Raw genomic sequence first — 25,969 nt, forward strand, 5'->3', positions numbered from 1 at the left:
CCGCACAGCGCCTTGAACTACAGACCACCAGCGCCCGAGGCCTTCATGCCTGCCAACGCAAGTGCACATCCACGTTTAGCCGCTTAAACTAACTTTACTTCTGGACCAGTTAACGCAGGCCAGTCAATCGCCTGTGAGTGTCATGTAACGAATCCTTGTGAACATGGTCGATTCCCGAAATCAGAAAGGAAGGACTTCCGCGATGCCCGACGAGCACGCGCAAGCGCCCGAGGCAGCTACGCCACGGGCATCAATGAGGGATGGGCAAGAAAGCCGCGCGCTCGCGCCGCGAGCGATCGTAGGCTGGGAGAGGCCCTCGAACCTGAGGGCGCGTGTAACCGCGAACATCGGCAATTCCATTTGCACTGCTCCATGTGGCCTGGACCGTTGTAACGATCGAGCGTCGCTGCTGTTGCGACGCGGCCGGCAATTCCTGGCCGGGCTGACTGCTCCATTTACTCCCCGTGCTCGGGGGCAGTCAAGGCTGACGCATGTTCGGGTGGGTAACTGCAATCGCGCTGAAATAAAACGCGGGTGAAAGTGCAACTGCAGTTGCAGTTTGTTCCGGCACCTGAAGTAGCACAAGGTGCCGTCGGAGAGTTCGGCCGCCGACAGCGGGCGCAGCAGGCCGTGTTGATGGAACTCGAGCGCGAAGCGCGCGCCTTCGCCAGCGATGTCCACGCGCGCGCCGGGGAAGGCGTCGTCGACTGCTGCGGCCAATGCGCGTTCGTCGCCGATTTCGATGATCGTCTGCCACGCCGCGGCGAGGTCGCGGCCGTCGTGGCTCAGCACCGGAGTGCGCGTGCCCAGTTGCGGTTGCCGCGCCGGCGCATCGGCGTCCAGCCCCCAACCTCAGCCGTAGTACGACAGCACGATCAAGCGTTTTTCCGGGAACACCACCAACACTTTCTCCGGGCCGTTCGCATGGAAATTGCCCGGGGCGCGGACGGCTTCTTCCAGTTCCTCGGCCAGCGCCGGGTCGGCGTCGGCGCAGGTGAGGCCGAGCGAGAGCAGGCTCTGGTCGTCGGTCAGGTCGGGGACGTGCGGGGTCGGTTGCCAGGCCTCGAACGTGTGGCAGGGGTCGTGCGCTTTGCGCGAATGGCGAACGTTGCGGAAGAAACTCAGGCCTTGGTTCGAGATCGCTCGGGCGGTGCGGCGGTCCATGCGGAAGACCGCGATGCCGCAGCCTTCGCGCCAATCGGAAATACCGTCGATGAAGACCGGGTGGGAAATGCCCAGGGGTTCGGGGATTACGCCGGCCATCCACCACGCTTCCCATAGGCAGAACGTGATGTAGAGCGACAGCATCAGGCAGGCGGTGAGGCCTGCGACTTTTGTAATGGGGCCCATGGTTGCGCGCTGCGAGTGGAGGTCGCGGCACGGTAGCGGCGGGCGATGGGCGGGGTGAGAAGTTGAGGTGAAGTGGCGGGGATCTTTGGGTTCGCGGTGGGGGTGGGTTCGTGGTCGCGGCTTGCGCCGCTCCTACAGGGGGCGACGGGGCATCGTCTTAGTTGCCGTCGCGGTCCACGGTGGGTAGCGGTGCGGGTGCGGCGGCGGCGGGTCGGCCGGCGCGCGGGGCGCTGTCGGCCACCGGCGGCGGGTTGCGCAGGTTCTGGTAGTAGTTGCGGATGCCGGCGCTGAGTTGCAGTGAGTAGTCGGTGGTCATGTAGCGGTCGCCGCTCTGGGTTTCGATGTGGGCGCCGCCAGGAATGGGTTTGAAGAATTCGTCGAACTGCGCCATCGGGTAGACGCTGGGTTTGGCGGCGCTGAAGAAGGCCATGTTCATCGGTTGGCCGATCTTGCTGGCGGTGGTGCCGGCGTAGGTGCCGGCGCGGCCGTGGCAGGAGATGCACGAGGAGACCGGGCTGTCGATGGGGCCGTTGAGGCGGCCGCCCAGGCCGTGGTGCAGGACGTAGGCGCGGTTGGCGTAGTTCCAGCCGCTGCGTTCGACCAGGGTGGAGTTGATGCGGACCTGGGTCAGCGCGGTGTTGACGAAAACGCCATCGCGATTGGCGTCGGTGCGCACGGGTTGGTCGTCGCCCCAGCTCAATCCGACCGGGACCATGCGATCCCACACGGTCGGCCCGGGGGCGCCGCCGTCGTAGACGAAGGTGCCGAACACCCAGCCGGTAGTGTCGGCCATGCGTGGGTCTTTCACCGCGACGTCGAGTTGCAGCAGGCGCACGGTGCGGTCGACGCGCGGCTTGTCGTAGGCGACGTCGGGGTAGATGTTGGCGGTCCAGGTCTTGGTCCGGCTCAGGTAAGGAATCTGCGCGGTGGTGGCGTCGGTGAACAGCAATTTGCAGGCAACGGTGTTGTCGGCGAAGGTGGATTTGGACGGATCCGGGCGGCCGTCGGCGGTGCGCCAGACTTTGCCCAGGCTGACCGCGCCGCGGTCGTTGTAGAAACCCACGGCCCAGTTCTGCGCGCGCACGGTCTGTTTGCGGTGCAGGTCGAACGGACGCGCCATGCGTTCACGCGTGAGTCCGCGACGCCATTCGCGGCCGGCGCCGAACTGGGCGCCGTCGTCGTGCAGCCAGGGGGTGTGGTACCACTTGCGCACGCGGTTGTTCTGCACTTTGAAGTCGACCTCGCCGTTGCCTTCCAGGCAGTAATCGAGGACGGCGCGCAGGTACTCAGTAGGGAAAGCTTTGAAGTCGATCGCCATCCACGGGAAAGTGTCGTCGGCGAAGGTGGCCGGGTAATCCTGGCTGAGCTGGAAGACGTCGCGCGCGCCGGACGGCGGCGGGTAATGCGGATCGAAGCTGGGGAAGCGCACGGGTGTGTTGGCTGCGGCCGCCACGGGCGCGGCGGCGGGTGCGGGCGCGGTGCGTTCTTGCGATACCGCGGTGGCCAGCATGGCCGCGATCACGGCCACGGTCCCTATCAGCGCTGCTTTCATGATGCTCTCCCTGTTTCACGTATCAACGCGATCCGGGGGCGCCATGGGTCACGGGCGGGGCGGCGGGCGCTTGGGCGGCAGTTCGGGCTTGAGGCAGGGGCCAAATTCGCTCAGCAGCAGGGGCTCGAGCACCGCTTTGGCCGCGGAACTGTAGGGCGGCAGCGCCTTGAGCAGCTTCCGATACGCGGCGGAGTGTTCTGTCCGCTTGAGCGCGGCGCGGTCGCCTGCGTTGAAGGTTCGCTCGGGATCCTCGCCGTGGGCGACAGCGGCGAGGGAGCGGGTGCCCAGGTCGCTGAGGTAGAAGCGTTCCAGCTCGGCGCGTTCGTCGGCGCTGAGCGCCTGGTGGATCAAACTGTCGGTGGCCTCGGCAATGAGCATGTCGGGAATGCGGCCGATGCATTCGGACTGGGCCGGGGTGACGGGATTGGTGCGACGGGAGTTGGTTTTGGCGCTGGCGACGATGACCGTGGACACCGCGCGCGCGGTCGCGCTGGGGGCTTGCGAGGCCCGGGCGTGCGCGGGCATGGCGAGGAGGATGAGGCACAGCGATATCGGGACGGTGCGGTGCATGGGGCGCTCGGCGGCCGGGAACACGGCTGAGTGTCGCGGCGGCAGGAGCGACTGTCCACGGGCATCGCTTTTGGCTGCGTGACGCGGCACGCCGATGACGGCCAGGCCGCGGCCACCGCAGTGCCGATGCGCGTGGACGCTGCGATACGCGGCGCTTGGCCCGAACGCGGCGATCGCCTAGCCTGATCGGCATGACCTCTACACAACGTTGGCTGCTTGGGCTGGAAGCGTTCTTTTTCGCCGCTCCGGCGTGCTTGTTGGCCATTGTCGGCGTGGTCGGCTTCATTCCGTTCGGGCTGAAGGGGCTGCCGGATGCGGAGGCGGCGATCACGCTGGCCTTGGGCGTGGGCATCGCGATCATGTTGTTTGAGTTTCTGCGGCTGATCATCCGCACCTTGCGCGAGCAGCCTTATCGCTTCGGTGCGTGGTTCTGGGTCGCGCTGGCCGTTGCCGGATTCGCGGCGTATCTGGTGCTGTTCACCGACGGATTCGCATGGCCGGTGGCGGTGGCGCTGGTGGCTCCGGCGGCGTTGGTCGCGGCTCACTTCATCGTGTTGCAGTTGCTTTGGCGCAAGCGGTCGGCGCAAGTGCGCTAATCCGCTCGATGCGGCCCGCTGCGCCGCGTTGCGCAGGCCTTCGCGCGAACGGAGCGGCCACCGCTGGAGGCGATTGCGCGCGGCTTAGGCGTTCTTGGTTTTCGCCAAGTGATAGGCCACCAGCGCGTTGGCATGGCCGTGGCCGATCTGATGCGCGCTCTTGAGGTGGGCGACCAGTTCCATGTGTTTTTTATCGCCTTGCGCGGCGATCACGTCGAACCAGTGCTGCACCGGCTTGCCGTAGTTCTTTTCGATCGAGGGGAAGTACGCGGCGGGGCCTTTTACTTTTGCGTCGTCTGTCATGTGCGGGCTCTTGGGGTGAGAGGTGGTGAATCTGGATCGGGTTATAGCGTTCTGGTGGGGTTGCGTCGACTGGGGTGCTCGGGGGCCTTGCGTGGGGTGCGGTGCGGGAGCGCGGTGATGGCGGGGGATCGACGTGGTTGCGGTGTCGCGGTCGCGGCTTGCGCCGCTCCTACAGTGACCTGCGAAACCGCGAGGGTCGGCTGTAGGAGCGGCGCAAGCCGCGACCGCGACACCGCACTTACCACGCAAGCGCACACCCAACGACGATCTTTGTCGGCTCGGCGCAAACCGCTCGTCTGCTGCACGCCCCACGGGCCGTTGCAAAAACGCAATCCCCGCCGCTGTTCGGACAGGCGCCGCTTGCGCCCCGCCCAGGCCTATCCCACCTTGGTCGCAAACATCTTCGCAATCACCGCGGTCTGAGCGAGGATGGGCGACTTGCGATCATGGAGACCGCCTGCATGCCTTTGCCGCCTGGAGTAGTTCTGCGCCCGATCCAACCCCGCGACGATGCCGGGTTGGCGGCAATCGCACGGCAAGTGCAAGCCGAGTTCGGCGCCGGATCGGCCTCCGATCCGGAGGTCGATGCGATGCAGCGGTTCTACAGCCGGCCGCGCAGTGCCTATTTCGTGGTCGAACGCGAGGGGCGCCTGGGTGGCGGCGCGGGCGTCGCGCCGTTGCTGGGTGGCACCGACCGGGTCTGCGATCTGCGCAAGTTCTATCTGCTGCCGGCGGTGCGCGGGATCGGCCTGGGCCAGGCCTTGCTGGACCAATGCCTGCTCAGCGCGCGCGGGTTCGGTTATGGGCAGTGTTATGTCGAGGTGCTGGACCGGATGAGCGAGGCGCAGCGGTTGCTGGAGTCGAACAGTTTTCAGTTGCTGCAGGCGCCGATGGGGTATGGGGAGCTGCGGGGCAGCAATACCTGGTATTTGCGCTCGCTTTGAGGCGAGGCTGGGTGGCTGGGGAATCCAGAGGCTGCGGGCGGGGTATCGCGCCGACGCGGCGGGCGGCCCTCATTCGCCCCTTCGGGTCACCTTCTCCCGCAAGGCGGGAGAAGGGTGATCGGGGATAAAGCGGCTGCGGTCACAGGGACACGCGGCCGGGCTGAACGGCCGGCTGGGCGCGGGCCGGGGCCGGTCCTTTAGAATGGCGGTCTTTCTGCCTTCAGGACCGCTCATGCAACTCGACAACGTCCGCGCCGTCATCACCGGCGGCGTCTCCGGCCTCGGCCTGGCCGTGGCCCAGCATCTGGTCGCCCGCGGCGGCAAGGTCGCTCTGTTCGACGTCAACGACGACAAGGGCGCGCAGGCCGTGGCCGCGCTGGGCGCGGACAAGGCGCGCTATTTCAAGACCGATGTGACCAACGAGGCCGGCGTGGCCGAGAACCTGGGCGCGGCCAAGGACTTCCTGGGCGGGCTCAATGCCGCGATCAATTGCGCCGGCATCCTCGGCGCGGGCCGGGTGCTGGGCAAGGACGCGCCGATGGCGCTGTCGCAGTTCCAGACCACGGTCATGGTGAATCTGGTCGGCAGCTTCAACGTGGCCAAGGCCGCGGCCGATCTGATGCAGCACAACGAGGCGGGCGAGGACGGCGAGCGCGGCGTGATCGTCAATACCGCTTCGGTGGCCGCGTACGAGGGCCAGATCGGCCAGGCCGCGTACTCGGCGTCGAAGGGCGGCGTGGTCGCGATGACCCTGCCGATGGCGCGCGAACTCTCGCGCTTCGGCATCCGGGTGATGACGGTGGCGCCGGGCATTTTCTGGACACCGATGGTCGACGGCATGCCCGATTCGGTGCAGCAGTCGCTGAGCGCTTCGATCCCCTTCCCTTCGCGACTGGGCCGTCCGGAAGAATTCGCCGATCTGGTCGCGTACATCCTGGGCAATCGCTATCTCAACGGCGAGACGATCCGTCTGGACGGCGCTACGCGGCTGGCGCCCAAATAACGGGATTCGGGATTGGGGATTCGGGATTGGCAAAAGCCGCCCAAGTCCACGTCCCGCTCTCGCTTCTACCAATCCCTAATCCCTAATCCCCAATCCCGAATCCCTGCCGCTATGAAAGCCTACGACGTCAAAAAAGTAACGTAATCGAGCACAACAACACCGTGTACCAGGTGCGCGATATCGAACGCAGTTCGCCGCAGGGCCGCGGCGGCAACGTCAAGTTCCGCTTCACCATGTACTCGGTCCCGGGCGGCACCAAGTTTGATCTGAGCGTCGGCGGCGACGACGAGCTCAAGGAAGTCGAACTCAGCCGCCGTCAGGTGACCTATTCGTACAAGGACGGCGACGCGTTCGTGTTCCTCGACGATGAGGACTACACGCCGTACACGCTCGACGCCGATGTCGTCGGCGATGCCGCCGGCTACATCGTCGACGACCTCAGCGGCTGCTACGTGCAGATCATCGACGAACTACCGGTCGCACTGCAGTTGCCCGCCAGCGTGACCTTGGAAGTGATCGAAACCCCGCCGGAACTCAAGGGCGGCACCGCGACCAAGCGTCCGAAGCCGGCCAAGCTGTCGACCGGCATCGAGATCATGGTGCCCGAGTACATCGGCAACGGCGAACGCGTGCTGGTCAACACCGTCACCGGCGAATTCGCCGGCCGCGCGGACTGACGGGATTTTGCCCGGGCCCACGCGGCCCGGGTCCGTCGAGCGCCGGCCTCGACCGGCGCTGGCGCGAGTGGCCGCTCGATCCTCTTTCTGCGCCGCTGCGAGGCGCCATGGCGCGGTCGACTGCACTGCGTAACGTTCGCAATCGCCTCGGCGCAGACGCTCGCTCACGTCCGGCCGGGCTACGCCGTGTTCTTCGACGAAGCCTTCGCGCGACGATGCGTAGCATGCGTCGATTCAAAACGCCGACCCGCATGCGGGCCGGCGTGCTCGTGAAGGAGATCGCATGACCCAACACGCTTATGAATTCGTCCCCGCCACCGACGCCGACCTGCCGCGTCTGCTGCCGGTGTTGCGCGATTTTTATCAGGCCGAGCACTTGCCCTGGAACGAGCCGGCGTTGCGGCGCGCGTTGGCGGCGTTGATCGCCGATCCCGATGCCGGCCGGTTGTGCTTGATCGTGCGCGAGGGCGAGCTCGCCGGTTACTTCGTGCTGGGGTTCTGCTTCAGTCTGGAATTCGGTGGGCGCTTCGGCTTGCTGGACGAATTGTTCGTGCTGCCGGCGCATCGCGGCGGTGGCCTGGCCAAGCGCGCCTTGGCGCAAGTCGAAGCGCTGTGTCGCGCGGAAGGATTGGATGCGTTGCGTCTGGAAGTGAACGACGACAACGCGCACGCGCGGGGGATTTACGAGCGTGCCGGTTATGTGGCGCATCCGCGGCGGTTGATGACTTTGTGGTTGCGCGGTTGAGCTGAGTGGGGATTGCGGGCGGGTTTGACCTGGCTGAATGGGCGTGGTCGCGGCTTGCGCCGCTCCTACAAGGGACCATGCGCGGGCACGGCAACCGACTGTAGGAGCGGCGCAAGCCGCGACCACCACACCACACCGATTGCGAAAGTTTCGAAACCACTGAGCTTTCGTTTCCGGTCGCCGCTCATACCGTTCCTGCAAAGAGCAAACCGCAGTCGCGACGCGGCTCACAATTCTTTTTTCGGCACAATGCACACCGGGCCTGCGGAAACGTGACTGACCGCGCTCGCGCCGGTTGCCATGAGGCTGCAACCTGCCCCGCGCATGCTTTACCGCTTCTCCCGCGGCAGGATGCTGCTCACCGCCCAGCTCCGGAGCAAGGCCTTGGTTTCCTCGAATCGTCGCGATTTCCTCAAACTCGCCAGCGGCGCCGCCGCGCTGAGCCTGATGCCGCCCTCGATCCGCACCGCCCTGGCCACGCCGGCCGCGCGCGTGACCGGCACCATCCAGGACGTGCAGCACGTGGTCATCCTGATGCAGGAGAACCGCTCCTTCGATCATTACCTGGGCGCGTTGCGCGGGGTCCGCGGCTTCGACGATCCGCGGCCGATTCCCCTGCCCGGCGGCAAGACCGTGTTCGAGCAGCCCAAGTCGGCGAACACTCCCAACAACGTGGTGCTGCCGTTCCACCTGGACACCGCCAACACCGCTGCGCACTGCCTGGCCGATATCGATCACAGTTGGAAAGGCGCGTACTCGCGCTGGAAGGATTACAACGCCTGGATCTCGATCAAGGGCCCGATGTGCATGGGCCACTTCACCCGCGAGGACATGCCGTTCTACTACGCGCTGGCCGATGCGTTCACCGTGTGCGATGCGTATTACTGCTCGCACCACGGCCCGACCAATCCCAATCGCATGCACTTGTTCACCGGCACCAGCGGCATGACCGTGGGCGATCTGGGTCCGCAGGCGGTCAACAACGCCGACGACGGCAACTGGACCGGCGACATGGCGCGCGACAAGCCGACCTTCGTCGGCCATAAGTGGACCACCTATGCCGAGCGCCTGCAGAACGCCGGCATCGCCTGGCGGGTGTATCAGGAACACGACAACTACGGCGACAACTCGCTGGCCTACTTCGCCAACTTCCGCAAGCTCGATACGAATTCGCAGCTATACAAGCGCGGCCGCGCCATCGTCCCAGGTTCCAACGAAGCCAACGCCAATACCTCGCGCGGCGAGCATCTGATCGCTGAGTTCGCCAAGGACGTGCGCGAGGGCACCTTGCCGGCCGTGTCGTGGATCGTGCCGTCCTACATCATGAGCGAGCACCCCGAAGCCACGCCCGCTTACGGCGAGTCGCTGACCGCGCGTTTGCTGGAAGCGCTGGTGGCCAATCCCGAGGTCTGGTCGAAGACGGTGTTCATCATCAACTACGACGAGAACGGCGGCTTCTTCGATCACCTGCCCGCACCGCTGCCGGCGATCAACGCCAACCTGGGCAAGAGCACGGCCGATACCGCCACCGAAGACTACAACGGCATCCCGGTCGGTCTGGGCGTGCGTGTGCCGATGTTCGTGATCTCGCCGTGGAGCAAGGGCGGCTGGGTCAATTCGCAGGTGTTCGACCACACTTCGGTGCTGCGCTTCCTGGAAGCGCGCTTCGGCATCGCCGAACCCAACATCGGCGCCTGGCGCCGCACCGTCGCCGGCGATCTGAGCACCGCCTTCGATTTCGCCAATCCCAACGCCGCCTGGCCGGCGCTGCCGGACACCGACGATGCGATGGCCAACGCCGACGCCAGTTGCAAACTGGCCGTACCCAAGCCGCCGGCGCAGCCGCGCATGCCGCGCCAGGAACGCGGCCTGCGTCTGGCCCGCGCGCTGCCGTACGAGTTGCGCGTGGACGGCCGCATCGAAGCCTCCAGTGGCCGCTATTGGCTGGACTTCGGCAACGACGGCATCGCCGGCGCTTGCTACAACGTCTACGCCGGCAATCGCAGCGACGGCCCTTGGTACTACACGCTCGACGCGGCGACCCAGTTGTCGGATTACTGGAGCGCCCGCCAGTACACCAACGGCGTCTACGATCTGTCCGCGTACGGTCCGAACGGTTTCCTGCGCGTGTTCCGTGGCGACTTGAACAAGGCGCTGGCCGCCACCGGCGCCAATCCGGAAGTGAGCGTGCGTCATGACGCGGTCCGCGAGCGGCTGACCCTGCAACTGGTCAACACCGGCAAGGCCGCGTGCCGCCTGAGCGTGAAGCCGAACCGTTACAGCACCGCCGCGGCGCGGCATTACGACCTGGCCCCCGGTGCGCGTGTCAGCGCCAATTGGCTGCTCACCGACAGCCGCCACTGGTACGACTTCAGCGTCACCAGCGATGCCGACGCCGGCTATCTGCGCCGCTTCGCCGGGCATGCCGAGAACGGCGGCGACAGCGTCAGCGATCCGGCGATCGGCGCCTGAGGCGCACGCGCGTTCGGGCCGGTCCTCGCTCCGGCGATGACCGGCTCGTCCAGGCGAGTCCCGGATGGGCCGCTCAGCCGTGGATCGGCGCCGATAATGGTCCGCACCACATCAGTGTGTTGCAGACCACCATCTGATTGGCCCCGAAGCCCAGCAAGACGAACAGCAAGCCCGCCGCGAACGCGGCGACGGCCGCGGAGCGGCGGCGGCGGGCGAACAGCGCGCCGCCGACCAGACCGACCGCGGCGCCCGGCAAGGACAACAGATGTCCGAGCCCAAGCAAGCCTTCAGGGCGCGTCAAGGACAGCGCCCACAGCCCATATCCGGCCAAGGTCGCGGCTACGGCCAGGGCAGCGCCCAACGTGAACATGCGCGGCGCCTTGATCAGCATCGACAGCCCGATCGCTACGCCAGCAACGAGCAGGTAGTACCGCGTGCCCAGGTAAAGCGGATCGCCGTACAGCGCCGTCAGCAACGGCAACAACAGCGAAACGGCCACGGCCCAGACCCGCTCATCCTTGTAGCCCGGCTGCACGACGACTCCTGCTGAGGACGAGGCCCGACATTCCGGACCCAGTGGCCGCCGACGGTCGCGGCGATGTTCTTGGTTCGACGAGAAGGTAAGCACACCATGCGCAGCCGACAAAGCGAGCGATACGCACGTCGTCGCTGCCGTTCATCGTCGCCGATGAGTTGGCGATCGAAAGTCGGGCCGGCGAACCCTTCCGGCGGCACTCCACGACCCGGCCATCGTAAGCGCCCCACTCTGGACGAACGGTCGAGCCCATCCGCCCGGATTTTGTTACGGTGCCCCGCGTTACCGAATCTTCCCGAGCCGACTGCGCGAGCGACGCCATGACCGACTCCGACCATCCCAACAACCGTCGCACCGTTGCCGCTTACGAAGGCTACGCGCGCGGCTATGCCGAAGCGGTGTCGGCCACGCCGTCGGCCGGCGAAGCCGAGGGATTACGGCGCCTGGCCGCGGCCGTTCCGCCTGCCGGCCGCGTGCTGGACATCGGCTCGGGACCGGGCTGGGAAGCCGGTTTCCTCGAAACGCTCGGTGTGCAGGTCCGACGCACCGACGTAACCGCGGCCTTTCGCCAATTCCAGGCGGAGCGCGGCAAGACCGCCTACCCGTTCGATGTCCTCAGCGACGAGATCGCCGCCACCTACGACGGCATGTTGATGCTGTACGTGCTGCAGCACTTCGAGCGCGATCAGGTGGACGGCGTGTTGCGCAAGCTGGCCCGGGGCCTGACCCCGAACGGTGCGCTGCTGCTGACGCATTTTCTCGGCGAAGGCGAAACCTGGGAAGGCGATGCGGCGGACTATCGGGTCGTGCTCTGGTCGGGCGAGGCCTTGAACCAGCGTTTAGCCCAGGCCGGACTCGTGGTGGAGTGGGAGAACTTCGACGACAGCCAGGACAGACCCTGGCGTCGCGTGCTCGCGCGCAAGCACGGTTGATTCGCGACTAACCTGCGTTCGCCGCTATCGGTCCGTCCCTGCCCGCTTCAGCCAACGCCGCAGATGCGCGTACACCTGCGCATCGCCGAGCAGATCCAAGTGATGCAGCCCATAGCCCACCCATTGCCGCGATTTGGGAATGCGCAGGTCGAACGCGGGATCGCGGTGATGGCCCAGTGCGCTGGCGACCGGCACCAATCCGTCGCCGGACGGCGAATCGACCGCGTTCGCTTGCGCGGATGAAGCGGCGTGCTTGTCGGTGGACACCGCGATCGCGTAACAACGCACGCCGTCGGGCAAGGGCACCGGCGTTCGGGTGTCGGCGCGCGCATCGGCGTCGGCGCGCCGGCGTTCGCTGCGCTTGCCGCCCGCGTAGGGACGCCAATCCGAATCGAGCAGATTGCCGTGGCGCAGATCCTGGATGCCCGCGCTGCGTATCTTGCCTAAGCGCGCGAACGGCGCGGTGTACGGGCTGAGCTGGATCAACATATCGAACCAACTGCCGGCGCGTTCCAGCGGCGCGCCCTGATGCGGGGTGCCGAGGAAGACCAATGTGTCCAGCGAATCGAGCCAGCGGTGATGCGCGTGAGCGGCCGCGTGGCAGGCGCTGCGCGCGACCAGGCCGCCCATGCTGTGGCAGACGATGGCCAGGCGTTCGACCGGCACCGGCCACTCGCGCAGCAGGCGTTCCAGCCGCGCGGAGAAATCGCGGCCGTTGACCGAGATATGCCGGCCGCTGTTGTAGCGCAGATAGACCGGCGTCCAGCCGTCGTCCTGCGCCAACGCGGCGCCGTGATCGTGACCGTCCCAGAGCCATTGCCGATCGTTCATGCACAGGCCGTGCGCCAGCACCACGATCTTGCCGGTCGCGTGCGGCAACGCCGCGTTCAGCGCCTTGCGGCCCAGGCGCAACGGCCGGCCGTCGCTACGCAGACGCATGTCGATGGCGAGCGGATTGTCGGTCGCCGCCAGATGATCGCCGAGCACGCCGTTGAGCGCGGAAATCGTCGCATCGCGTTGCGGCAGCGAATCGATCCGGTCCAACAGCGGCGCGACCTGGGCGAACGCCAGATCCAGCGCATCGCCGACGAAGCGCGTGATGCCGCGCACGCTGCGATACACCTGACCGGTGATGCCGCGGGTCGGATCGCGCACCGGCGCGGCCAACGGACCGGGCAAGGCGGCGATGGTGGCGTGTACGGACTCGACCAGATCGGTGACGCCGGTGATCGCATCGATGGTGAGGCGGCCGATGCCGCGCAGATCCTCGCCGTAGCCGGGCTCGTTGAGGGCCGTGCGTTTGCTGGGCATGGGCATACCGCGAGCGGACTGGGGCTTGAAGCGTATCGCAGTTGCCGTGATTCGCTTGCCGGCGTGGGCGATGTGGGTCGTCGCGGCTTCGTACCATCGCCGCGAACCGTGGTTCGCGGTCGCGGCTTGCGCCGCTCCTACAGGGCGCTGCCGTGGCATCGGTATCGCATTGTAGGAGCGGCGCAAGCCGCGACCACGAAACCAAACACACCCGCGACAGCTTCGAGGCCCAGAAGCGTCTCAATCGCGCCCCGCCCCCGCCTAAGTCGCCCCCGCCAACACCGGACCACCCGCCGCCGGCCGCCCCTTACCGGGAAACATCAACGCGATCGCCGCCGCGGCCAGCCCCATGCCCATCGAACCGATGTACAGCCAGGTATAGGTGCCGTAGTGGTCGTACAGCCAGCCGCCGATCAGCGGGCCCAACGCCATGCCCAGGCTCGACAGCAACGTCGCCGCGCCGAGCACGGTACCCAGGATCAGCGGGCTGAAGGCCTCGCGCGCCAGCGAGGCGTACAGCGGCATGGTCCCGCCATACGCCATGCCGAATACGATCGCCACCGCGTAGAAACCGTCGAGCTGATTCACGCCCAAGTACGCCACCGCCGCGACGGCCTGCACCAACAAGCCGGCCACCAGCACGGTCTTCGCGCCGAGCCGGTCGGCCAGCACGCCGAACAACAAGCGGCCGCCCAGGCCGGCGGCGCCCTCCATGCTGTAGATGGTCACCGCCGCGGTCACCGACAGGCCGCAGCCGACGGCATAACTGACGGTGTGGAAGATCGGTCCGGAATGGGCGGCGCAGCAGGCGAAGTAGGCGCCGGCGAGGACCAGGAAGGGCTTGGATCGCAACGCCTGACCGGCGCTCATCGGCGGCGCCACGGCCTCGGCGCCTTCGCCGTCCGGGCCGTGCGCGGCGACCGGCACGCTGCGCACGAACCACACCGCCGGCAAGGTCAGCGCCCAGGCCAGCACGCCGACGATCAGCAGGGTCTGGCGCCAGTCGTAATGGGTGACCAGCCAGGCCACCAGCGGCGAGAGCGTCATCGGCGCCACGCCCATGCCGGCGGATACCAATGAGATCGCCAGGTTGCGGCGCTTGTCGAACGAAGACGCGACCGCGGCGATCACCCGCGCGAAGAAGCTGGCCGTGGCCGCACCCAACAACACGCCATAAGCCAGTTGGAACTGCAGCAGGCTGCCGGCGCGACTGGCCAGCACGCAGGCCAGTCCCAACAGCAACGACCCGGCGAGCACCACCGGCCGCGGACCGAAGCGGTCGCTGAGCATGCCCCAGCCGAAGCCGGCGAAGCCCATGCTGAGGAAACCCAGCGTCATCGCGCTGGACAGCCCGGCGCGCGACCAGCCGGTGGCGGTGTTCATCGGCTGCAACAGCACCGCGAGCGAGAACACCGCGCCGACCGCCACGCAGCCCATCAAGGCGCCGGCCGCGACCAGCGGCCAGTTGCGGTCCAGCGACACCGGCGCGGCGTGAGCGGAGCTGTTCATCGGATGCATCCTTCAAGGGGGTTCCGATACGACGAACCGGGACGCCGGGAATCGACAAAGCCGCCGTGTGTCGCGCCGCGCGCCTGCAACCACGCCCTGCAGGAGCGGCGCGAGCCGCGACCGCGCCAATTCGACGACCTCGAAACCCGCGAAATCTATGCGATATCGCGGTCGCAGCTTGCGCAGCTCCTACAGTCGTCGGTGGCCGTGCCTTCACTGTCCGGTGAAACCCCTGTAGGAGCGGCGCGAGCCGCGACCGCGCCAATTCAACGACCTCGAAACCCGCGAAATCTGTGCGATATCGCGGTCGCAGCTTGCGCAGCTCCTACAGCCCAGTGGCCGTGCCTTCGCTGTCCGGTGAAACCCCTGTAGGAGCGGCGCGAGCCGCGACCGCGCCAATTCAACGACCTCGAACCCACGCAATCTGTGCGATGTCGCGGTCGCCGCTTGCGCAGCTCCTACAGCCCAGTGGCCGTGCCTTCGCTGTCCGGTGAGGCGCAAGCCGCAACTATGTTGGATCAGGGGTTTGCACTGCCATCGCGGTACAGACGACGCGCGATCGCCCTGAACATCCGGAACAGGCCTTCCGGCAGCGTCATCGCGATCAGGATCCAAAGCGGTAGGCCGATCAGCAACGCGCTGCGTCCGAGCGCGGAGGCGAAGCTGCGCGTGTCGTGGGCGTACTCCTCCCAGGCCAGACCGCACAGCAGCATCATCAGGACGATGACGGCCATGACCAGCCATCGAGCGAGCTTGTCCAGCATCTTCATCGTGCGGCCTCCGTTGCCGAAGCGGCGCCGCTTCATTGCGAACCGGCTCGCCTGTCTGGCTGGAATTGTGCGTTCGCCGCGGCCCGCGATCCATCGCCGCCGCCCACGCTCTACATCAGCCGCGTATCGGCCGGCGCCTGCTCGAAGCGGTCGGTGCGGCCGTCCTGGTAAGTGATCGGCGCTTGCGCCTACAGCCGCATACCCAGCCAGATGACCGCCTCGGTGGAGGCCGATACCACTGGCGAGAGCAGGCGCGACCAGAACCGGTCCGTGCGCAGATGATCGGCGGAGGCGTCGTGATGTTGCCGCTCTTCCTCCAGGATCGCGGAGATGGCGACCAGCGCGGCCGGGTCGCGTCCGCTCAGTGTTTGCAACTGGTGCGCCAGATGGCGCAGCACCACCCGCTCCACCGCGACCGTCGTCGCGGCGATCGCGCGCGCGCCGAACAACCCGGTAATCGCGCCGAGCGTGTAACCACCCAGGCCGCACAAAAAGTAACTGCGGCAACGCGGCCGGCCGCGGCGTTCGAGTTCGGCCCAGAACAACGCGCGATGGCGCTGCTCATCGGCGCGGAATGCGTTGAGTTCGTCGAGCAAGTGCGGCGCGGTGTAGCGCGCCATGCGGATCTGGCCGGCATAGATATTGACCGCGCCATGTTCGCCGGCGTGATTGACCTTGAGGATGCGTCCGCCCAGTTCGCTGTCGCCTACTGGCTGCGGCGCCGGCGCGGCGGCGACGGCCCCATCGTGTGCGTGCCCGGTCGGCGGCAGGCTCACTGGCGAAGGTCCGCCACGGCCGATCCGGCGCCGGCGCGCGCCAGCCACTTGCGCGCCATCCGCCGCATCGAGTCGTCGCTGCCGGGGTCGTCGAGCAATTCGGCGATCTCGCGCCAGGCCAGATCCAGGGATTCCTCGCTGACCACGTAGTCCTCGCTGTCGCCGACATGGACCACGTAGCGCAGGTCGTAATGCCAGTGGCCGGGCACCTCGCGACGCTCGGGAATCCAATGGCGGTCCAGGTCGAACAGTTCGGGCTCCACGCTCAGGCCCGTCAGCCCGGATTCTTCCTCGGCTTCCTTCAGCGCCACCTGGGCCAGATCGCGGTCGCCGTCGGCATGGCCGCCCAGTTGCAGCCAGCGGCCCAGCTTGCGGTGATGGGTCAGCAGCACGCGCCGGCCGGCGCGATCGACCAGCCACACGCCGCCAGTGAAATGGCCGGCCAAGCGCCCGCGCACGAACGGGTCGAAGGCGCCCGAAGCATCATGTTGCGATGCATCATCGGATGCCGCCGACGCCGGCCCGCCGCGGCGATCGGCCTGCAGGGCCTCATCGAGCAGGTCGAGAAACGGCTGCGTATGTTCGGCCTCTTCCGGCCAACGTCGCGCATATTCGATGAGATTGGAACGAAGTGCGCCAATGGCGTCGGAATGTTTCGCAGGCATGCGCAGTGGGGACGAGCGGTTCGTGGTACGGACCGTGATTATGGCCACAACTACCATGACTGTGTTCGCTTGCCGCTCATTTACGCCGTGGGTTAAGGTGGCCCGCCGCCCCGCTCCGGGGTAGTCATCGTCGTCATCAGAACGACGGGTACGCAGATCACTTCTTACGAGAGAGAGGGGAGTTCGATGTCGAGAGGCCTGTTCATCACCAAGCCGGTAGCGCCGGCCGGACACGTGGACGCCGGTGAGCCCGTGGAGGGCAGCCTTCAAGGCGAGGCGACACTGAAACGGACTCTGACCGCGACCCAATTGGTGATGCTGGGCATCGGCGCGGTGATCGGCGCCGGCATCTTCGTTCTCTCCGGCCACGCCGCGGCCGAACACGCCGGGCCGGCGATCGTGCTGAGCTTCATCATCGCCGGCGTCACCTGCGCCCTGGCCGGTCTGTGCTACGCCGAGTTCGCGGCGATGATGCCAGTTTCCGGCAGCGCTTATTCCTATTCCTACGCAACCCTGGGCGAATTCGTCGCTTGGTTCATCGGCTGGAACCTGGTGCTGGAGTATCTGTTCGCGGCCTCGACCGTCGCGGTCGGTTGGTCGGGGTATCTCAACAGCCTGCTGATCAGCTTGGGCGTCGGCCTGCCGGCGTCGCTGTCGGCCGCACCGCTCAACGTCGTCGACGGTTCGATCGTCTACACCGGCGGCCTGGTCAATCTGCCGGCGGTGGCGATCGTCGCCGCGCTCAGCGGCCTGTGCTACGTCGGCATCACCCAATCGGCATTCATCAACACGATCATCGTCGCGATCAAGGTCGTGGTGATCACCTTGTTCGTGGCCTTCGCCGCCAAGTACGTGAATCCGGACAACTGGGTGCCGTTCATTCCGGAAAACGAAGGTCCGGGCAAGTACGGCATGGACGGCGTCATCCGCGGCGCCTCGGTGGTGTTCTTCGCCTACATCGGCTTCGACGCGGTTTCCACCGCCGCCGGCGAGGCCAAGAATCCGCAGCGCGACATGCCGATCGGCATCCTCGGCTCGCTGGTGATCTGCACCATCATCTACATCATCGTCTCGGCCATACTCACCGGCCTGCTGCCGTACCACCTGCTGAGCACGCCCAAGCCGGTGGCGACCGCGCTGGAGGCCTATCCGGCGCTGGGCTGGCTGAAGCTGCTGGTCGAAATCGGCGCCATCGCCGGCCTGAGTTCGGTGATCCTGGTCATGCTGATGGGCCAGCCGCGCATCTTCTATTCGATGGCGAAGGACGGCCTGCTGCCGCCGCTGTTCGCCAAGGTCCATCCGAAGTTCCAGACCCCGTACATGGGCACGATCATCGTCGGCGTGTTCGCCTGCATCCTGGCCGGACTGCTGCCGATCGGCCTGCTCGGCGAACTGGTCTCGATGGGCACCCTGCTCGCCTTCGCCACGGTCTGCGTCGGCGTGCTGATCCTGCGCAACACCCGCCCCGATCTGCCGCGTCCGTTCCGCGTGCCGTTCGCCGTGCTGGTCTGCCCGCTCGGCGCCGCGGCCTGTCTGTACCTGTTCTGGAAGCCGTTCTCCGAACATTGGCACCTGATGACCGGCTGGACTGCGATCGGCATGCTGATCTACTTCGGCTACGGTTACCGCAACAGCAAGCTGCGCAAGGCCGCCAACGCGGCGGCTTGACCGGCACGAAGCAATTGAGGCCGGCGGATGATTCCGCCGGCCTTTTCCTTTTCACAGCAACAACGCTCCACTGCGATCCGATCCGACCTCGAGCGCGCACGCTTGAGCTCGTCATCCCCGCGAAGGCGAGGATCCACGGCTTCAACGCGGCATCACGCTGAAGTCTCTGGATCCCCGCCTTCGCGGGGATGACGGCCGAACAGATCGCAGCCGGCGACGGCACGCAGCATCAGGGAACGCACCATGCTGGAACAACTTCGGGCGACCAAACACCCGCACGCCGCCCACACCGAGGCCGAAGGACTGAGCCTGCACCGCACGCTCGGCCCGTGGGGCCTGACCGCGCTGGGCATCGGCGCGGTGATCGGCGGCGGCATCTTCGTGATCACCGGCAAGGCCGCGGCCGAACATGCCGGACCGGCGATCATGCTCTCCTTCGTCCTGGCCGCGATCTGCTGCACCTTCTGCGCGCTGGCCTACGCCGAATTCGCCGCGATGGTGCCGGTCTCCGGCAGCGCCTACACCTACACCTACGCCACCTTGGGCGAACTGGCCGCGTGGTTCATCGGCTGGATGCTGATATTGGAGTACGGCGTGTCCGCCTCGGCGGTGGCGGTCAGTTGGACCGGGTATTTCCTGAGTTTGCTGGAACATTTCGATATCACCCTGCCCGCGGCGCTGGTGCAGGCGCCGCTGGACGCCAAGCTGCGCCCGACCGGCGCCATTGCCAACCTGCCGGCCGCGGCGATCGTGCTGTTGCTGACCTGGCTGTGCTACGTAGGCATCCGCAAGTCCTCGGCCATGAACATGGCGATGGTGCTGCTCAAGTCGGGCCTGATCGTGCTGGTGATCGCGGTCGGCTGGAAGTACGTCAATCCCGAGCTGTGGACGCCCTTCATTCCCGAATCCCAAGGCAACGGCAAGTACGGCTGGGAAGGCGTGCTGCGCGGCGCCTCGATGGTGTTCTTCGCCTACATCGGCTTCGAAGCGGTGTCGGTGGCGGCGCAGGAATCGCATAAACCGCAGAAGGACATGCCGATCGGCATGATGGCCTCGTTGGCGATCTGCACCGTGCTCTACATCGGCATGGCCGCGGTGATGACCGGCCTGGCGCCGTACACCACGCTGGGCACCGACGAGCCGGTGGTCACCGCGATCGCCGCGCATCCGGCGCTGAACTGGCTGCGCATCGTGGTCGAGGTCGGCGCCCTGGTCGGCTTGTCGTCGGTGGTGCTGGTGATGATCATCGGCCAGCCGCGCATCTTCATGATCATGGCGCGCGACGGCCTGCTGCCGCCGGTGTTCACCAAGATCCACCCCAAGTACCGCACCCCGCACATCAACACCGTCATCACCGGCATCGGCATCGCCCTGCTGGCGGCGCTGTTCCCCCTCGACATCCTCGGCGACATGACCTCGATGGGCACCCTGATCGCCTTCGCCGCGGTCTGCCTGGGCGTGCTGATCCTGCGCCGCACCCAGCCCGATCTGCCGCGGCCGTTCCGCATACCGTTCGTCTGGCCGATCTGCATCGCCGGCATCGTCAGCTGCCTGATCCTGCTGTCGACCATGACCGCGCACAACTGGATGCTGATGGCGGTGTGGACGGCGATCGGCTTCGTGATCTATTTCGCCTACAGCTTCCGTCACAGCAAGCTGGGCAAGTCGCGGGGCTGAGCGAGCGACCGCTGAAGGCCGGGGGCCGGGCATGCCGGACTCCGGCCTTTTTCATGGCTCAGTTTTTTGTGGGAGGTCTTTTGTGGGAGGGGCTTCAGCCCCGACGCCTTTCGAGCAGGTCTGAACGGAAAGCGTCGGGGCTGAAACCCCTCCCACAAAAGATACCCACCCACGCCAGCCGCCCCTTACAGCAACCAGGTTGGTTGGCATAACACTGCGTTATGCCAAAAACGAGGCAAGCGCCACATCCCGGCGGTAAACTTGGGCCCATGAACAGCGCCCTGCCCTACGACCCGCAACGCCTGGCGCACTGCGCCGGCGAGATCATCGTCAACGTGCGCGAGCTGTCGCAGCGCGGCTGGACCCCGGCCACGAGCAGCAACTTCTCGCGCCGCATCGACGCCCAGAACATCGCCATCACCGTCTCCGGCCGCGACAAGGGCCGGCTGACCGAGGCCGACATCATGGTCGTGGACCTGGACGGCCAGCCGGTCGCGACCAGTCACCGCCCGTCGGCCGAGACCCTGCTGCACACCCAGCTCTACAAGCGTTACCCCGAGATCGGCTGCGTGCTGCACACCCACTCGCATATCCAGACCGTGGCCTCGCGCCTGTACGCCGGCCAGGGCCACGTGCATCTGGAAGGCTACGAACTGTTGAAAGCCTTCGTCGGCACCACCACTCATGAGACCGAACTGGATCTGCCGGTCTACCCCAACACCCAGGACATGCCGACCCTGGCCGCCCAGGTCGACGCCACGCTCGACCGCCAGGCCATGTGGGGCTACCTGATCGACGGCCACGGCCTGTACGCCTGGGGCCGCGACATGCCCGAAGCACGACGCCACTTGGAGGCGTTCGAATTCCTGCTGGGATGCGAACTCGAACTCAGGAGGCTGCAACGATGAGCCGTTTGCGCATTTTCACCGAAGACCAGCCCGACACGCCGAAGCTGAGCACGTCCGACCAGGGCGAGATCGCGCGCGAGCTGGCCAGGATCGGCGTCGGCTTCGAACAATGGCGGGCCACGCAGCCGGTCAAGCCGGGCGACACGCCCGAGGCGATCATGGCCGCCTACCGCGCCGACATCGACCGTCTCATCGCCGAGCGCGGATTCAAGACCGTCGACGTGGTCAGCATCGCTCCGGACAATCCGCAGCGCGAGGTCATGCGCAACAAGTTCCTCGACGAGCACTACCACAAGGAAGACGAGGTGCGTTTCTTCGTCGCCGGGTCGGGCTTGTTCACCTTGCACGTCGAGCCGAACGTCTACGAGATCAAGTGCGAGACCGGCGATCTGATCTCGGTGCCCGACAGCACCCTGCACTGGTTCGACATGGGGCCGGAGCCGAGTTTCGTCGCGATCCGTTTCTTCACCGAGCCCGACGGCTGGGTCGGTCATTTCACCGGCAGCGATCTGGCGCAGCAGTTTCCGCGCTATGAGGAAGGTCAGGCGGCTTGAAATGTACCTTCCTACCGTCATTTCCGCGAAGGCGGGAATGACAGCAGGAGGGAGCCGCCGAACTGGCATCCCGGCATGTACGAAGTCTCGGCGCACTTCAGGCGCGGGAGAGAAGTCTCGGCGCTCCTCAGGCGCCGGGGGACTCGCCCTTCGGCAGCGAAAACCCAGCGCCGCTTTTGCACCACCCGCCCAACGCAGCGACAATCCCCCTCTTTCCCGCAACACCGGCCTGCCTCATGCCCATCCGCGCCATCCTCACCGACATCGAAGGCACCACCAGCTCGATTTCCTTCGTCAAGGACGTGCTGTTCCCGTACGCGCGCCGCGCGCTGCCGGGCTTCGTAGCCACCCGTGGACGCGAACCGGGCGTGCGCAAATGGCTCGACACGGTCGCGCTGGAAAACGGCGGCGCCTGCCAGGATTCGGTGATCGTCGAAGTGCTGCAGGGCTGGATCGACGAAGACCGCAAGCACACCGCGCTCAAGGCGCTGCAAGGCATGATCTGGGCCGACGGCTACAAGAGCGCGGATTTCACCTCGCACATGTACCCCGACGCGGCGCCGGCGCTGCGCCAGTGGAAGGATCAGGGGCTGCGTTTGTACGTCTATTCTTCCGGCAGCGTGCCGGCGCAGCGGCTGCTGTTCGGCCACAGCGATGCCGGCGATCTGACCGAGCTGTTTTCCGGCTGGTTCGACACCGAAGTCGGCGGCAAGCGCGAAGCGGCGAGCTATGCGCGCATCGTCGAGCTGATCGGCCTGCCGGCCGAAGAGATCGTGTTTCTGTCGGACGTGGTCGAAGAGCTCGATGCCGCGCGCGAAGCCGGCCTGGAAACGGTGCTGCTGGACCGCATCGAGGATTATCCGAAACCGCGCGAGGGCGCTGCCACCCACGATCATCCGCGCGCGACTTCGTTCGATCAGATCGAGGTTTGAGTTCGCTGGGCGGGCGTTGCGTCCGTCGTCGGTGAACGCACGCGGTCGCGGCTCGCGCCGCTCCTACACAGGGCCCATGTAGGAGCGGCGCGAGCCGCGACCGCAAATTACGGTTACCGCGCCGCCTTCGAAGACGAGCCGCCCTACAACCGGCTCAAATTACGCACCCGCACCTCATCGCGCTCCACGCCGTGCTCGTTCGCGGCCTGCTGGCGGATGCGATCGAGCAACTCGGCCGGGTCGAACGCGGCGGGCTCGGCCGGCGCGTAGTCCAGGGTGGTCTGTCCCCAGACGATGAAGCGGCCACCGACCAGGATTTCGTAGTCGGCGAAGTAGAAGTAATGCGCGTTCATCGGCGTGCGCGGCTCAGGTGCCGACGTGGACGTCGTTGCCGCTGTCGGCGCAGCCCAGGTGTTCCAACGCAATCGCCAGCGCCAGGGTGTAGCTCTGCGCGGCGTAACCGTGCACCAGGCGCAGACGACGGCCGCAATGCGGCGCGATCGACGGCTCCAGCGCGTTCATATCGTCGTCGTGCACTTCGATGTACGGCACCGGCAACTGCGCCAGCGCGCCGCGCAGGTTCTCGCTGGCCGGCAGGCAGGCGCCCGGATCGAGCAGCAGCAGTTCGGCATTGGCCGCGCGCATGCCGCGCAGGCATTCGACCAGCTCGCTCTCGTTGCGGCAGCTGCGCATCGCGATCGCCTTGCCCGCGCCCGCCGCGCGTTCGACCAGGGTCGCGCGCACTTCGCCTGACAGCGGCGGAACCATCGAATCGATGGCGGTATCGTTGTTCGGGCCACGCAGAATCAGGATCGACACGTGGGTACTCGCTACGCGCTCGGAGCGGCGCGCCATGGAGCTCACTGTAGGAATCGCGGGCATAAAGGCGCTATTCCAGGACAGGTACGGGGCGTAAATCCCGCATCAATTCTTGATTCGATATGAGCGTATGGGGGAATGCCTTGCGGCCCTCACCCCAACCCCTTCCCCCGGCCCGAACGCGTGGCGTTCGGGCGTTTACCGACGCGCGAGCCGGTGGCTCGCTTGCGTCCGCTCACCCCGCAAGCGGGAGAGGGGTTATGAATGTCGCCTTGGATCGGGCCCGGTTTCAGCCGTGAATCTTTTCCCCACGCGCCAGCATCGCCACGAATTTCTCGATCCGCTTCGCCCGTGTCTCCGCCTTCTTTGCCGTCTCCACCCGCCACAGCACGGCGTAGCGATTGGTCTTGTCCAAGCCCTCGAAAAACGCGCGCGCCTTGGGCTGCAGATCGAGCGCGCGGGCCAGATCGTCGGGCACGGTGATCGTGCTCGCCGGCGCGTAGGCCGCGTCCCAGCGGCCGTCGGCCTTGGCCGCGTCGATTTCGCGCTGGCCGCCTTCGCGCATGCGCCCGGCCCGGATCAGGCGCTCGACGTTGCCGATGTTGATCTTCGACCACAGCCCCTTGGGCCGGCGCGGGACGAAACGTTGAAGAAAGTAGGTTTCGTCCAGGCCGCGCCGCTGCCCGTCGATCCAACCGTGGCATAGACACACGTCCAACGCCTCGGCCACGCTCAGCGTGACCGCGTCCTGCCCTTTCTTGGCGATCTTGAGCCAAACGCCTTCAGCGTCGGTCTGGGACTGCATCCAATGTTCGAACGCGGCCGACGTTTCGAACGCCATCACCGGCAGATCGTCGGCGGCGCCTTTCGGAGTCGGCTTCATGGCGCAGCTTCCAGCAGGCGGTAAGAAGTGCGCAGGCGCTGTTCGCCCTGCCAGGCATCGAACACCCGCACCTCGATCGCATGCTCGCCCGCGGCGGCATCGGTCGGCAGCGGCGCGTTCCACAGGTGCGCGCTCGGCTTGGCGACTGCGGCGCGGTCGTAGCTGCGCAGACTCGTGGCTTCATCGTCGCGCGCGTTCTCGCCCAGCAGGGCCGGATCGGGCTGATCGACGCGCTTCATGGGCTTCCAGTCACCGTCGTCGAGACGGTACTCGACCCGGCTGTCGTCGCGGCCCATGAACACGTTCGCGAATACGCCGCGGATCGGATAAGAGCCGCGACGCAGGGTCCTGGGCGCGTACAGGCTCATGTATCGGTTCATTACTCGATTTTCGATCACATCGCGCTGGCCGGCTTGCGGCGTGTATCCGTCCATCCCGTACTTGGCGTTGCCGGCGGCCGTTTGCGCGAACGGTGCGATTCTGGTCTTCGCCGGATACCAGCTCAACTCGTATCGAGCGTCGGCTTTCACCCGCAAGCGCGCATAGCCGTTCGGCGTACCGTCGCTCATGGTGCTGTCGGGAATGCCGTCGACGTTCTTGATGCCCGACCAGAACGCGCCGCAGGCCGCGCCGACGTTGTATTCGTGCAGCGGTCGGGCGCCCTTCCAACCCACCGAGGCATCGTGAAAGACATGCCTCTGGTTGTGACTGTGCGCGCTGAGCACCAGCACATGCGGGAAGTCGCGCAACAGGCCGAACAGCCGTTCGCGATCGGCGTGGCGGAAGCTTTCTTGCCCCGGCGCGGCGTCGAACAGGGGGATATGAGTGGCCAGCACCAGCAAGCGCCGCTTGTCCGCGCTCGCCAGGTAACTTTCGAGGAAGGCGAACTGATCCGGCCGCAAGCCGCCGATGTAGTCGGGTTTGCGCCCGGGCTGATACACCACATCGTCGAACACGACGAAGTTCGCCTGCGACTCTTCCCAGGCATACGTGTCCGGGCCGTAGACATGGCGGTAGCTCAGCAGTGAGTCTTCATCGCGCGCCGCGTCGAAATCCAGATCGTGATTGCCCGGTGCATGCAGCCACGGGATGCCGAGACTGGCGGTGACGGCGTTGAGCTTGGGATACAGCGAAAGATCGTCGTGGGTGATGTCGCCCAGGCTCAGACCCAGCTCGGCGGGATGGACGCCGCTGAACTGCCGACCGATCGGCTCGACGATTTCGCGGCGGTAATAGTCGATATCCGTCTCGCTCTTGGTCTGCGGATCGGCGAACACCAGCACGCGCAGGTCGTCAGCGTCGCTGCGTTTTTCGGGCACCAGCGCGTAGTCGCGACAGGTTGGCTCGGCTTTCGGCATGCCGCCGTATTTGAGCGGCGGCGCTGGGCTCAGGCTGATGTTGAGCCAGTAATCCGGCAGCCCGCTGTCGCGGCGCGGCGCCAGGCGGTAGCCGGCGGGTTTGATCAGGAACTGGCTGGCTCGATCGCGCGGCGGCAATGCATATCGGCCTTCGGCGTCGCTGCGCACGATGGTTTCGCCGTCGGACACGCGCTGCCCGGCCACGCCGCGCTCGCCCGGGTCGCGCCGGCCGTTGCCGTTGCTGTCTTCGAACACGGTTCCGCCAAGGCACGGCACGATCGGCGGCTGGGCCAAGGCGGCCGGTGCGATCAGAGCGGACAACAAAGCGGCGAACGCGATGGGGCGCATGCGGGACTCCGGAGGGTGTCCGCATTATGCGGCGATCGTGTGCGGCGGGGTACGCAGAACGACGGGTTGCGGGCGCGATGGTGGATGCGACGTTTCCGGATGTCGCGGTCGC

At 66.5% G+C, this 25,969-nt stretch carries 26 protein-coding genes and 2 pseudogenes; 12 read left to right on the plus strand and 16 right to left on the minus strand.

The window, feature by feature from the left end:
* Window positions 1-582: 582 nt before the first annotated feature.
* From ACTOWJ_RS00005 to ACTOWJ_RS00020, 4 genes and pseudogenes are all read right to left on the minus strand, one after another.
* A pseudogene (locus tag ACTOWJ_RS00005) lies at window positions 583-840 on the minus strand (AAA family ATPase); the annotation flags it as partial.
* Between the two features lie 12 nt (window positions 841-852).
* Window positions 853-1,350, minus strand: a complete 498-nt coding sequence (locus ACTOWJ_RS00010) for a hypothetical protein (RefSeq protein ID WP_441332534.1) — start codon at window positions 1,348-1,350, stop codon at window positions 853-855.
* A gap of 157 nt (window positions 1,351-1,507) precedes the next feature.
* The gene (locus ACTOWJ_RS00015) at window positions 1,508-2,902 is read right to left on the minus strand and encodes a hypothetical protein (RefSeq protein ID WP_441332535.1); all 1,395 of its coding nucleotides are present in this window, start codon (window positions 2,900-2,902) and stop codon (window positions 1,508-1,510) included.
* Window positions 2,903-2,950: 48 nt separating this feature from the next.
* Window positions 2,951-3,472 carry a hypothetical protein gene (locus tag ACTOWJ_RS00020; protein ID WP_441332536.1) on the minus strand — a complete coding sequence of 174 codons (522 nt, stop codon included), beginning with the start codon at window positions 3,470-3,472 and terminating at the stop codon, window positions 2,951-2,953.
* 191 nt (window positions 3,473-3,663) lie between these two features.
* Between ACTOWJ_RS00020 and ACTOWJ_RS00025 the strand changes: the two genes are divergently transcribed.
* The gene (locus ACTOWJ_RS00025; protein WP_441332537.1) at window positions 3,664-4,068 is read left to right on the plus strand and encodes a hypothetical protein; all 405 of its coding nucleotides are present in this window, start codon (window positions 3,664-3,666) and stop codon (window positions 4,066-4,068) included.
* Between the two features lie 84 nt (window positions 4,069-4,152).
* Here the strand turns inward: ACTOWJ_RS00025 and ACTOWJ_RS00030 are convergent, their stop codons facing one another.
* Window positions 4,153-4,371 carry a DUF4287 domain-containing protein gene (locus tag ACTOWJ_RS00030; protein WP_441332538.1) on the minus strand — a complete coding sequence of 73 codons (219 nt, stop codon included), beginning with the start codon at window positions 4,369-4,371 and terminating at the stop codon, window positions 4,153-4,155.
* 461 nt (window positions 4,372-4,832) lie between these two features.
* Here ACTOWJ_RS00030 and ACTOWJ_RS00035 point away from each other — a divergent pair, with 461 nt between their 5' ends.
* The 5 genes and pseudogenes from ACTOWJ_RS00035 (at window position 4,833) to ACTOWJ_RS00055 (ending at window position 10,212) form a co-directional block, all read left to right on the plus strand.
* Window positions 4,833-5,315 carry a GNAT family N-acetyltransferase gene (locus ACTOWJ_RS00035; RefSeq protein ID WP_441332539.1) on the plus strand — a complete coding sequence of 161 codons (483 nt, stop codon included), beginning with the start codon at window positions 4,833-4,835 and terminating at the stop codon, window positions 5,313-5,315.
* Window positions 5,316-5,547: 232 nt separating this feature from the next.
* Window positions 5,548-6,318: an SDR family NAD(P)-dependent oxidoreductase gene (locus ACTOWJ_RS00040; protein WP_441332540.1), complete on the plus strand. Its 771-nt coding sequence runs from the start codon at window positions 5,548-5,550 to the stop codon at window positions 6,316-6,318.
* 111 nt (window positions 6,319-6,429) lie between these two features.
* Window positions 6,430-6,995: pseudogene (gene efpL, locus ACTOWJ_RS00045) on the plus strand (elongation factor P-like protein EfpL).
* Between the two features lie 283 nt (window positions 6,996-7,278).
* Window positions 7,279-7,740, plus strand: coding sequence for a GNAT family N-acetyltransferase (locus ACTOWJ_RS00050; RefSeq protein WP_441332541.1), 462 nt, complete (start codon window positions 7,279-7,281; stop codon window positions 7,738-7,740).
* A 351-nt stretch (window positions 7,741-8,091) separates the two neighbouring features.
* Complete coding sequence (locus ACTOWJ_RS00055; RefSeq protein ID WP_441333059.1) at window positions 8,092-10,212, plus strand: phosphocholine-specific phospholipase C; 2,121 nt, start codon at window positions 8,092-8,094, stop codon at window positions 10,210-10,212.
* 73 nt (window positions 10,213-10,285) lie between these two features.
* On the opposite strand, the gene ACTOWJ_RS00060 is transcribed toward ACTOWJ_RS00055, so the two are convergent.
* Entirely contained in the window at window positions 10,286-10,747 is a 462-nt protein-coding gene (locus ACTOWJ_RS00060) for a hypothetical protein (protein ID WP_441332542.1), read from the minus strand.
* A 320-nt stretch (window positions 10,748-11,067) separates the two neighbouring features.
* Here ACTOWJ_RS00060 and ACTOWJ_RS00065 point away from each other — a divergent pair, with 320 nt between their 5' ends.
* The gene (locus ACTOWJ_RS00065; protein ID WP_441332543.1) at window positions 11,068-11,679 is read left to right on the plus strand and encodes a class I SAM-dependent methyltransferase; all 612 of its coding nucleotides are present in this window, start codon (window positions 11,068-11,070) and stop codon (window positions 11,677-11,679) included.
* Window positions 11,680-11,703: 24 nt separating this feature from the next.
* Here the strand turns inward: ACTOWJ_RS00065 and ACTOWJ_RS00070 are convergent, their stop codons facing one another.
* The 5 genes from ACTOWJ_RS00070 to ACTOWJ_RS00090 form a co-directional block, all read right to left on the minus strand.
* A complete protein-coding gene (locus tag ACTOWJ_RS00070) occupies window positions 11,704-12,990 on the minus strand; it encodes an esterase/lipase family protein (RefSeq protein ID WP_441332544.1) in 1,287 nt (428 codons plus the stop codon).
* 261 nt (window positions 12,991-13,251) lie between these two features.
* Window positions 13,252-14,499 (minus strand): MFS transporter, encoded by a 1,248-nt coding sequence (locus ACTOWJ_RS00075; protein WP_441332545.1) that lies wholly within the window; start codon window positions 14,497-14,499, stop codon window positions 13,252-13,254.
* A gap of 518 nt (window positions 14,500-15,017) precedes the next feature.
* Window positions 15,018-15,269, minus strand: a complete 252-nt coding sequence (locus ACTOWJ_RS00080; RefSeq protein ID WP_441332546.1) for a hypothetical protein — start codon at window positions 15,267-15,269, stop codon at window positions 15,018-15,020.
* Between the two features lie 188 nt (window positions 15,270-15,457).
* On the minus strand, window positions 15,458-16,045 hold the full coding sequence (locus tag ACTOWJ_RS00085; RefSeq protein ID WP_441332547.1) for a demethoxyubiquinone hydroxylase family protein: 588 nt from the start codon (window positions 16,043-16,045) through the stop codon (window positions 15,458-15,460).
* Complete coding sequence (locus tag ACTOWJ_RS00090; protein ID WP_441332548.1) at window positions 16,042-16,710, minus strand: NUDIX hydrolase; 669 nt, start codon at window positions 16,708-16,710, stop codon at window positions 16,042-16,044. Before ACTOWJ_RS00090 ends, ACTOWJ_RS00085 begins: the two co-directional genes overlap by 4 nt.
* Before the next feature lie 186 nt (window positions 16,711-16,896).
* Here ACTOWJ_RS00090 and ACTOWJ_RS00095 point away from each other — a divergent pair, with 186 nt between their 5' ends.
* A complete protein-coding gene (locus ACTOWJ_RS00095) occupies window positions 16,897-18,378 on the plus strand; it encodes an amino acid permease (RefSeq protein WP_441332549.1) in 1,482 nt (493 codons plus the stop codon).
* A gap of 243 nt (window positions 18,379-18,621) precedes the next feature.
* Window positions 18,622-20,055 carry an amino acid permease gene (locus ACTOWJ_RS00100; RefSeq protein WP_441332550.1) on the plus strand — a complete coding sequence of 478 codons (1,434 nt, stop codon included), beginning with the start codon at window positions 18,622-18,624 and terminating at the stop codon, window positions 20,053-20,055.
* Window positions 20,056-20,106: 51 nt separating this feature from the next.
* On the opposite strand, the gene ACTOWJ_RS00105 is transcribed toward ACTOWJ_RS00100, so the two are convergent.
* Window positions 20,107-20,265, minus strand: a complete 159-nt coding sequence (locus ACTOWJ_RS00105) for a DUF6053 domain-containing protein (RefSeq protein WP_441332551.1) — start codon at window positions 20,263-20,265, stop codon at window positions 20,107-20,109.
* Between the two features lie 59 nt (window positions 20,266-20,324).
* On the opposite strand from ACTOWJ_RS00105, the gene ACTOWJ_RS00110 reads away from it, so the two are divergent.
* The 3 genes from ACTOWJ_RS00110 to mtnC all read left to right on the plus strand — a co-directional run bounded on the left by ACTOWJ_RS00110 (window position 20,325) and on the right by mtnC (window position 22,449).
* The gene (locus ACTOWJ_RS00110; protein ID WP_441332552.1) at window positions 20,325-20,963 is read left to right on the plus strand and encodes a methylthioribulose 1-phosphate dehydratase; all 639 of its coding nucleotides are present in this window, start codon (window positions 20,325-20,327) and stop codon (window positions 20,961-20,963) included.
* A complete protein-coding gene (locus tag ACTOWJ_RS00115; protein WP_441332553.1) occupies window positions 20,960-21,517 on the plus strand; it encodes a 1,2-dihydroxy-3-keto-5-methylthiopentene dioxygenase in 558 nt (185 codons plus the stop codon). Before ACTOWJ_RS00110 ends, ACTOWJ_RS00115 begins: the two co-directional genes overlap by 4 nt.
* A 236-nt stretch (window positions 21,518-21,753) precedes the next feature.
* Window positions 21,754-22,449: an acireductone synthase gene (gene mtnC, locus ACTOWJ_RS00120; RefSeq protein ID WP_441332554.1), complete on the plus strand. Its 696-nt coding sequence runs from the start codon at window positions 21,754-21,756 to the stop codon at window positions 22,447-22,449.
* Between the two features lie 143 nt (window positions 22,450-22,592).
* Here mtnC and ACTOWJ_RS00125 read toward each other — a convergent pair whose 3' ends face one another.
* The 4 genes from ACTOWJ_RS00125 to ACTOWJ_RS00140 all read right to left on the minus strand — a co-directional run bounded on the left by ACTOWJ_RS00125 (window position 22,593) and on the right by ACTOWJ_RS00140 (window position 25,857).
* Window positions 22,593-22,802, minus strand: a complete 210-nt coding sequence (locus tag ACTOWJ_RS00125) for a hypothetical protein (protein WP_441332555.1) — start codon at window positions 22,800-22,802, stop codon at window positions 22,593-22,595.
* A 13-nt stretch (window positions 22,803-22,815) separates the two neighbouring features.
* Window positions 22,816-23,268, minus strand: coding sequence for a type II 3-dehydroquinate dehydratase (locus ACTOWJ_RS00130; RefSeq protein ID WP_441332556.1), 453 nt, complete (start codon window positions 23,266-23,268; stop codon window positions 22,816-22,818).
* Window positions 23,269-23,557: 289 nt separating this feature from the next.
* Window positions 23,558-24,151, minus strand: a complete 594-nt coding sequence (locus ACTOWJ_RS00135; protein WP_441332557.1) for a YdeI/OmpD-associated family protein — start codon at window positions 24,149-24,151, stop codon at window positions 23,558-23,560.
* A complete protein-coding gene (locus tag ACTOWJ_RS00140) occupies window positions 24,148-25,857 on the minus strand; it encodes a calcineurin-like phosphoesterase C-terminal domain-containing protein (RefSeq protein WP_441332558.1) in 1,710 nt (569 codons plus the stop codon). Before ACTOWJ_RS00140 ends, ACTOWJ_RS00135 begins: the two co-directional genes overlap by 4 nt.
* Between the last annotated feature and the right edge of the window lie 112 nt (window positions 25,858-25,969).

The organism is Lysobacter sp. CA199 (assembly GCF_052078715.1).
GTDB lineage: Bacteria > Pseudomonadota > Gammaproteobacteria > Xanthomonadales > Xanthomonadaceae > Lysobacter.

Coding starts and splice junctions, on each gene's coding strand:
- ACTOWJ_RS00010 (WP_441332534.1), bottom strand. CDS start 1,350: ATGGGCCCCATTACAAAAGTCGCAGGCCTCACCGCCTGCCTGATGCTG.
- ACTOWJ_RS00015 (WP_441332535.1), bottom strand. CDS start 2,902: ATGAAAGCAGCGCTGATAGGGACCGTGGCCGTGATCGCGGCCATGCTG.
- ACTOWJ_RS00020 (WP_441332536.1), bottom strand. CDS start 3,472: ATGCACCGCACCGTCCCGATATCGCTGTGCCTCATCCTCCTCGCCATG.
- ACTOWJ_RS00025 (WP_441332537.1), top strand. CDS start 3,664: ATGACCTCTACACAACGTTGGCTGCTTGGGCTGGAAGCGTTCTTTTTC.
- ACTOWJ_RS00030 (WP_441332538.1), bottom strand. CDS start 4,371: ATGACAGACGACGCAAAAGTAAAAGGCCCCGCCGCGTACTTCCCCTCG.
- ACTOWJ_RS00035 (WP_441332539.1), top strand. CDS start 4,833: ATGCCTTTGCCGCCTGGAGTAGTTCTGCGCCCGATCCAACCCCGCGAC.
- ACTOWJ_RS00040 (WP_441332540.1), top strand. CDS start 5,548: ATGCAACTCGACAACGTCCGCGCCGTCATCACCGGCGGCGTCTCCGGC.
- ACTOWJ_RS00050 (WP_441332541.1), top strand. CDS start 7,279: ATGACCCAACACGCTTATGAATTCGTCCCCGCCACCGACGCCGACCTG.
- ACTOWJ_RS00055 (WP_441333059.1), top strand. CDS start 8,092: ATGCTGCTCACCGCCCAGCTCCGGAGCAAGGCCTTGGTTTCCTCGAAT.
- ACTOWJ_RS00065 (WP_441332543.1), top strand. CDS start 11,068: ATGACCGACTCCGACCATCCCAACAACCGTCGCACCGTTGCCGCTTAC.
- ACTOWJ_RS00070 (WP_441332544.1), bottom strand. CDS start 12,990: ATGCCCAGCAAACGCACGGCCCTCAACGAGCCCGGCTACGGCGAGGAT.
- ACTOWJ_RS00075 (WP_441332545.1), bottom strand. CDS start 14,499: ATGAACAGCTCCGCTCACGCCGCGCCGGTGTCGCTGGACCGCAACTGG.
- ACTOWJ_RS00080 (WP_441332546.1), bottom strand. CDS start 15,269: ATGAAGATGCTGGACAAGCTCGCTCGATGGCTGGTCATGGCCGTCATC.
- ACTOWJ_RS00090 (WP_441332548.1), bottom strand. CDS start 16,710: ATGCCTGCGAAACATTCCGACGCCATTGGCGCACTTCGTTCCAATCTC.
- ACTOWJ_RS00095 (WP_441332549.1), top strand. CDS start 16,897: ATGTCGAGAGGCCTGTTCATCACCAAGCCGGTAGCGCCGGCCGGACAC.
- ACTOWJ_RS00100 (WP_441332550.1), top strand. CDS start 18,622: ATGCTGGAACAACTTCGGGCGACCAAACACCCGCACGCCGCCCACACC.
- ACTOWJ_RS00105 (WP_441332551.1), bottom strand. CDS start 20,265: ATGCCAACCAACCTGGTTGCTGTAAGGGGCGGCTGGCGTGGGTGGGTA.
- ACTOWJ_RS00110 (WP_441332552.1), top strand. CDS start 20,325: ATGAACAGCGCCCTGCCCTACGACCCGCAACGCCTGGCGCACTGCGCC.
- ACTOWJ_RS00115 (WP_441332553.1), top strand. CDS start 20,960: ATGAGCCGTTTGCGCATTTTCACCGAAGACCAGCCCGACACGCCGAAG.
- mtnC (WP_441332554.1), top strand. CDS start 21,754: ATGCCCATCCGCGCCATCCTCACCGACATCGAAGGCACCACCAGCTCG.
- ACTOWJ_RS00125 (WP_441332555.1), bottom strand. CDS start 22,802: ATGAACGCGCATTACTTCTACTTCGCCGACTACGAAATCCTGGTCGGT.
- ACTOWJ_RS00135 (WP_441332557.1), bottom strand. CDS start 24,151: ATGAAGCCGACTCCGAAAGGCGCCGCCGACGATCTGCCGGTGATGGCG.
- ACTOWJ_RS00140 (WP_441332558.1), bottom strand. CDS start 25,857: ATGCGCCCCATCGCGTTCGCCGCTTTGTTGTCCGCTCTGATCGCACCG.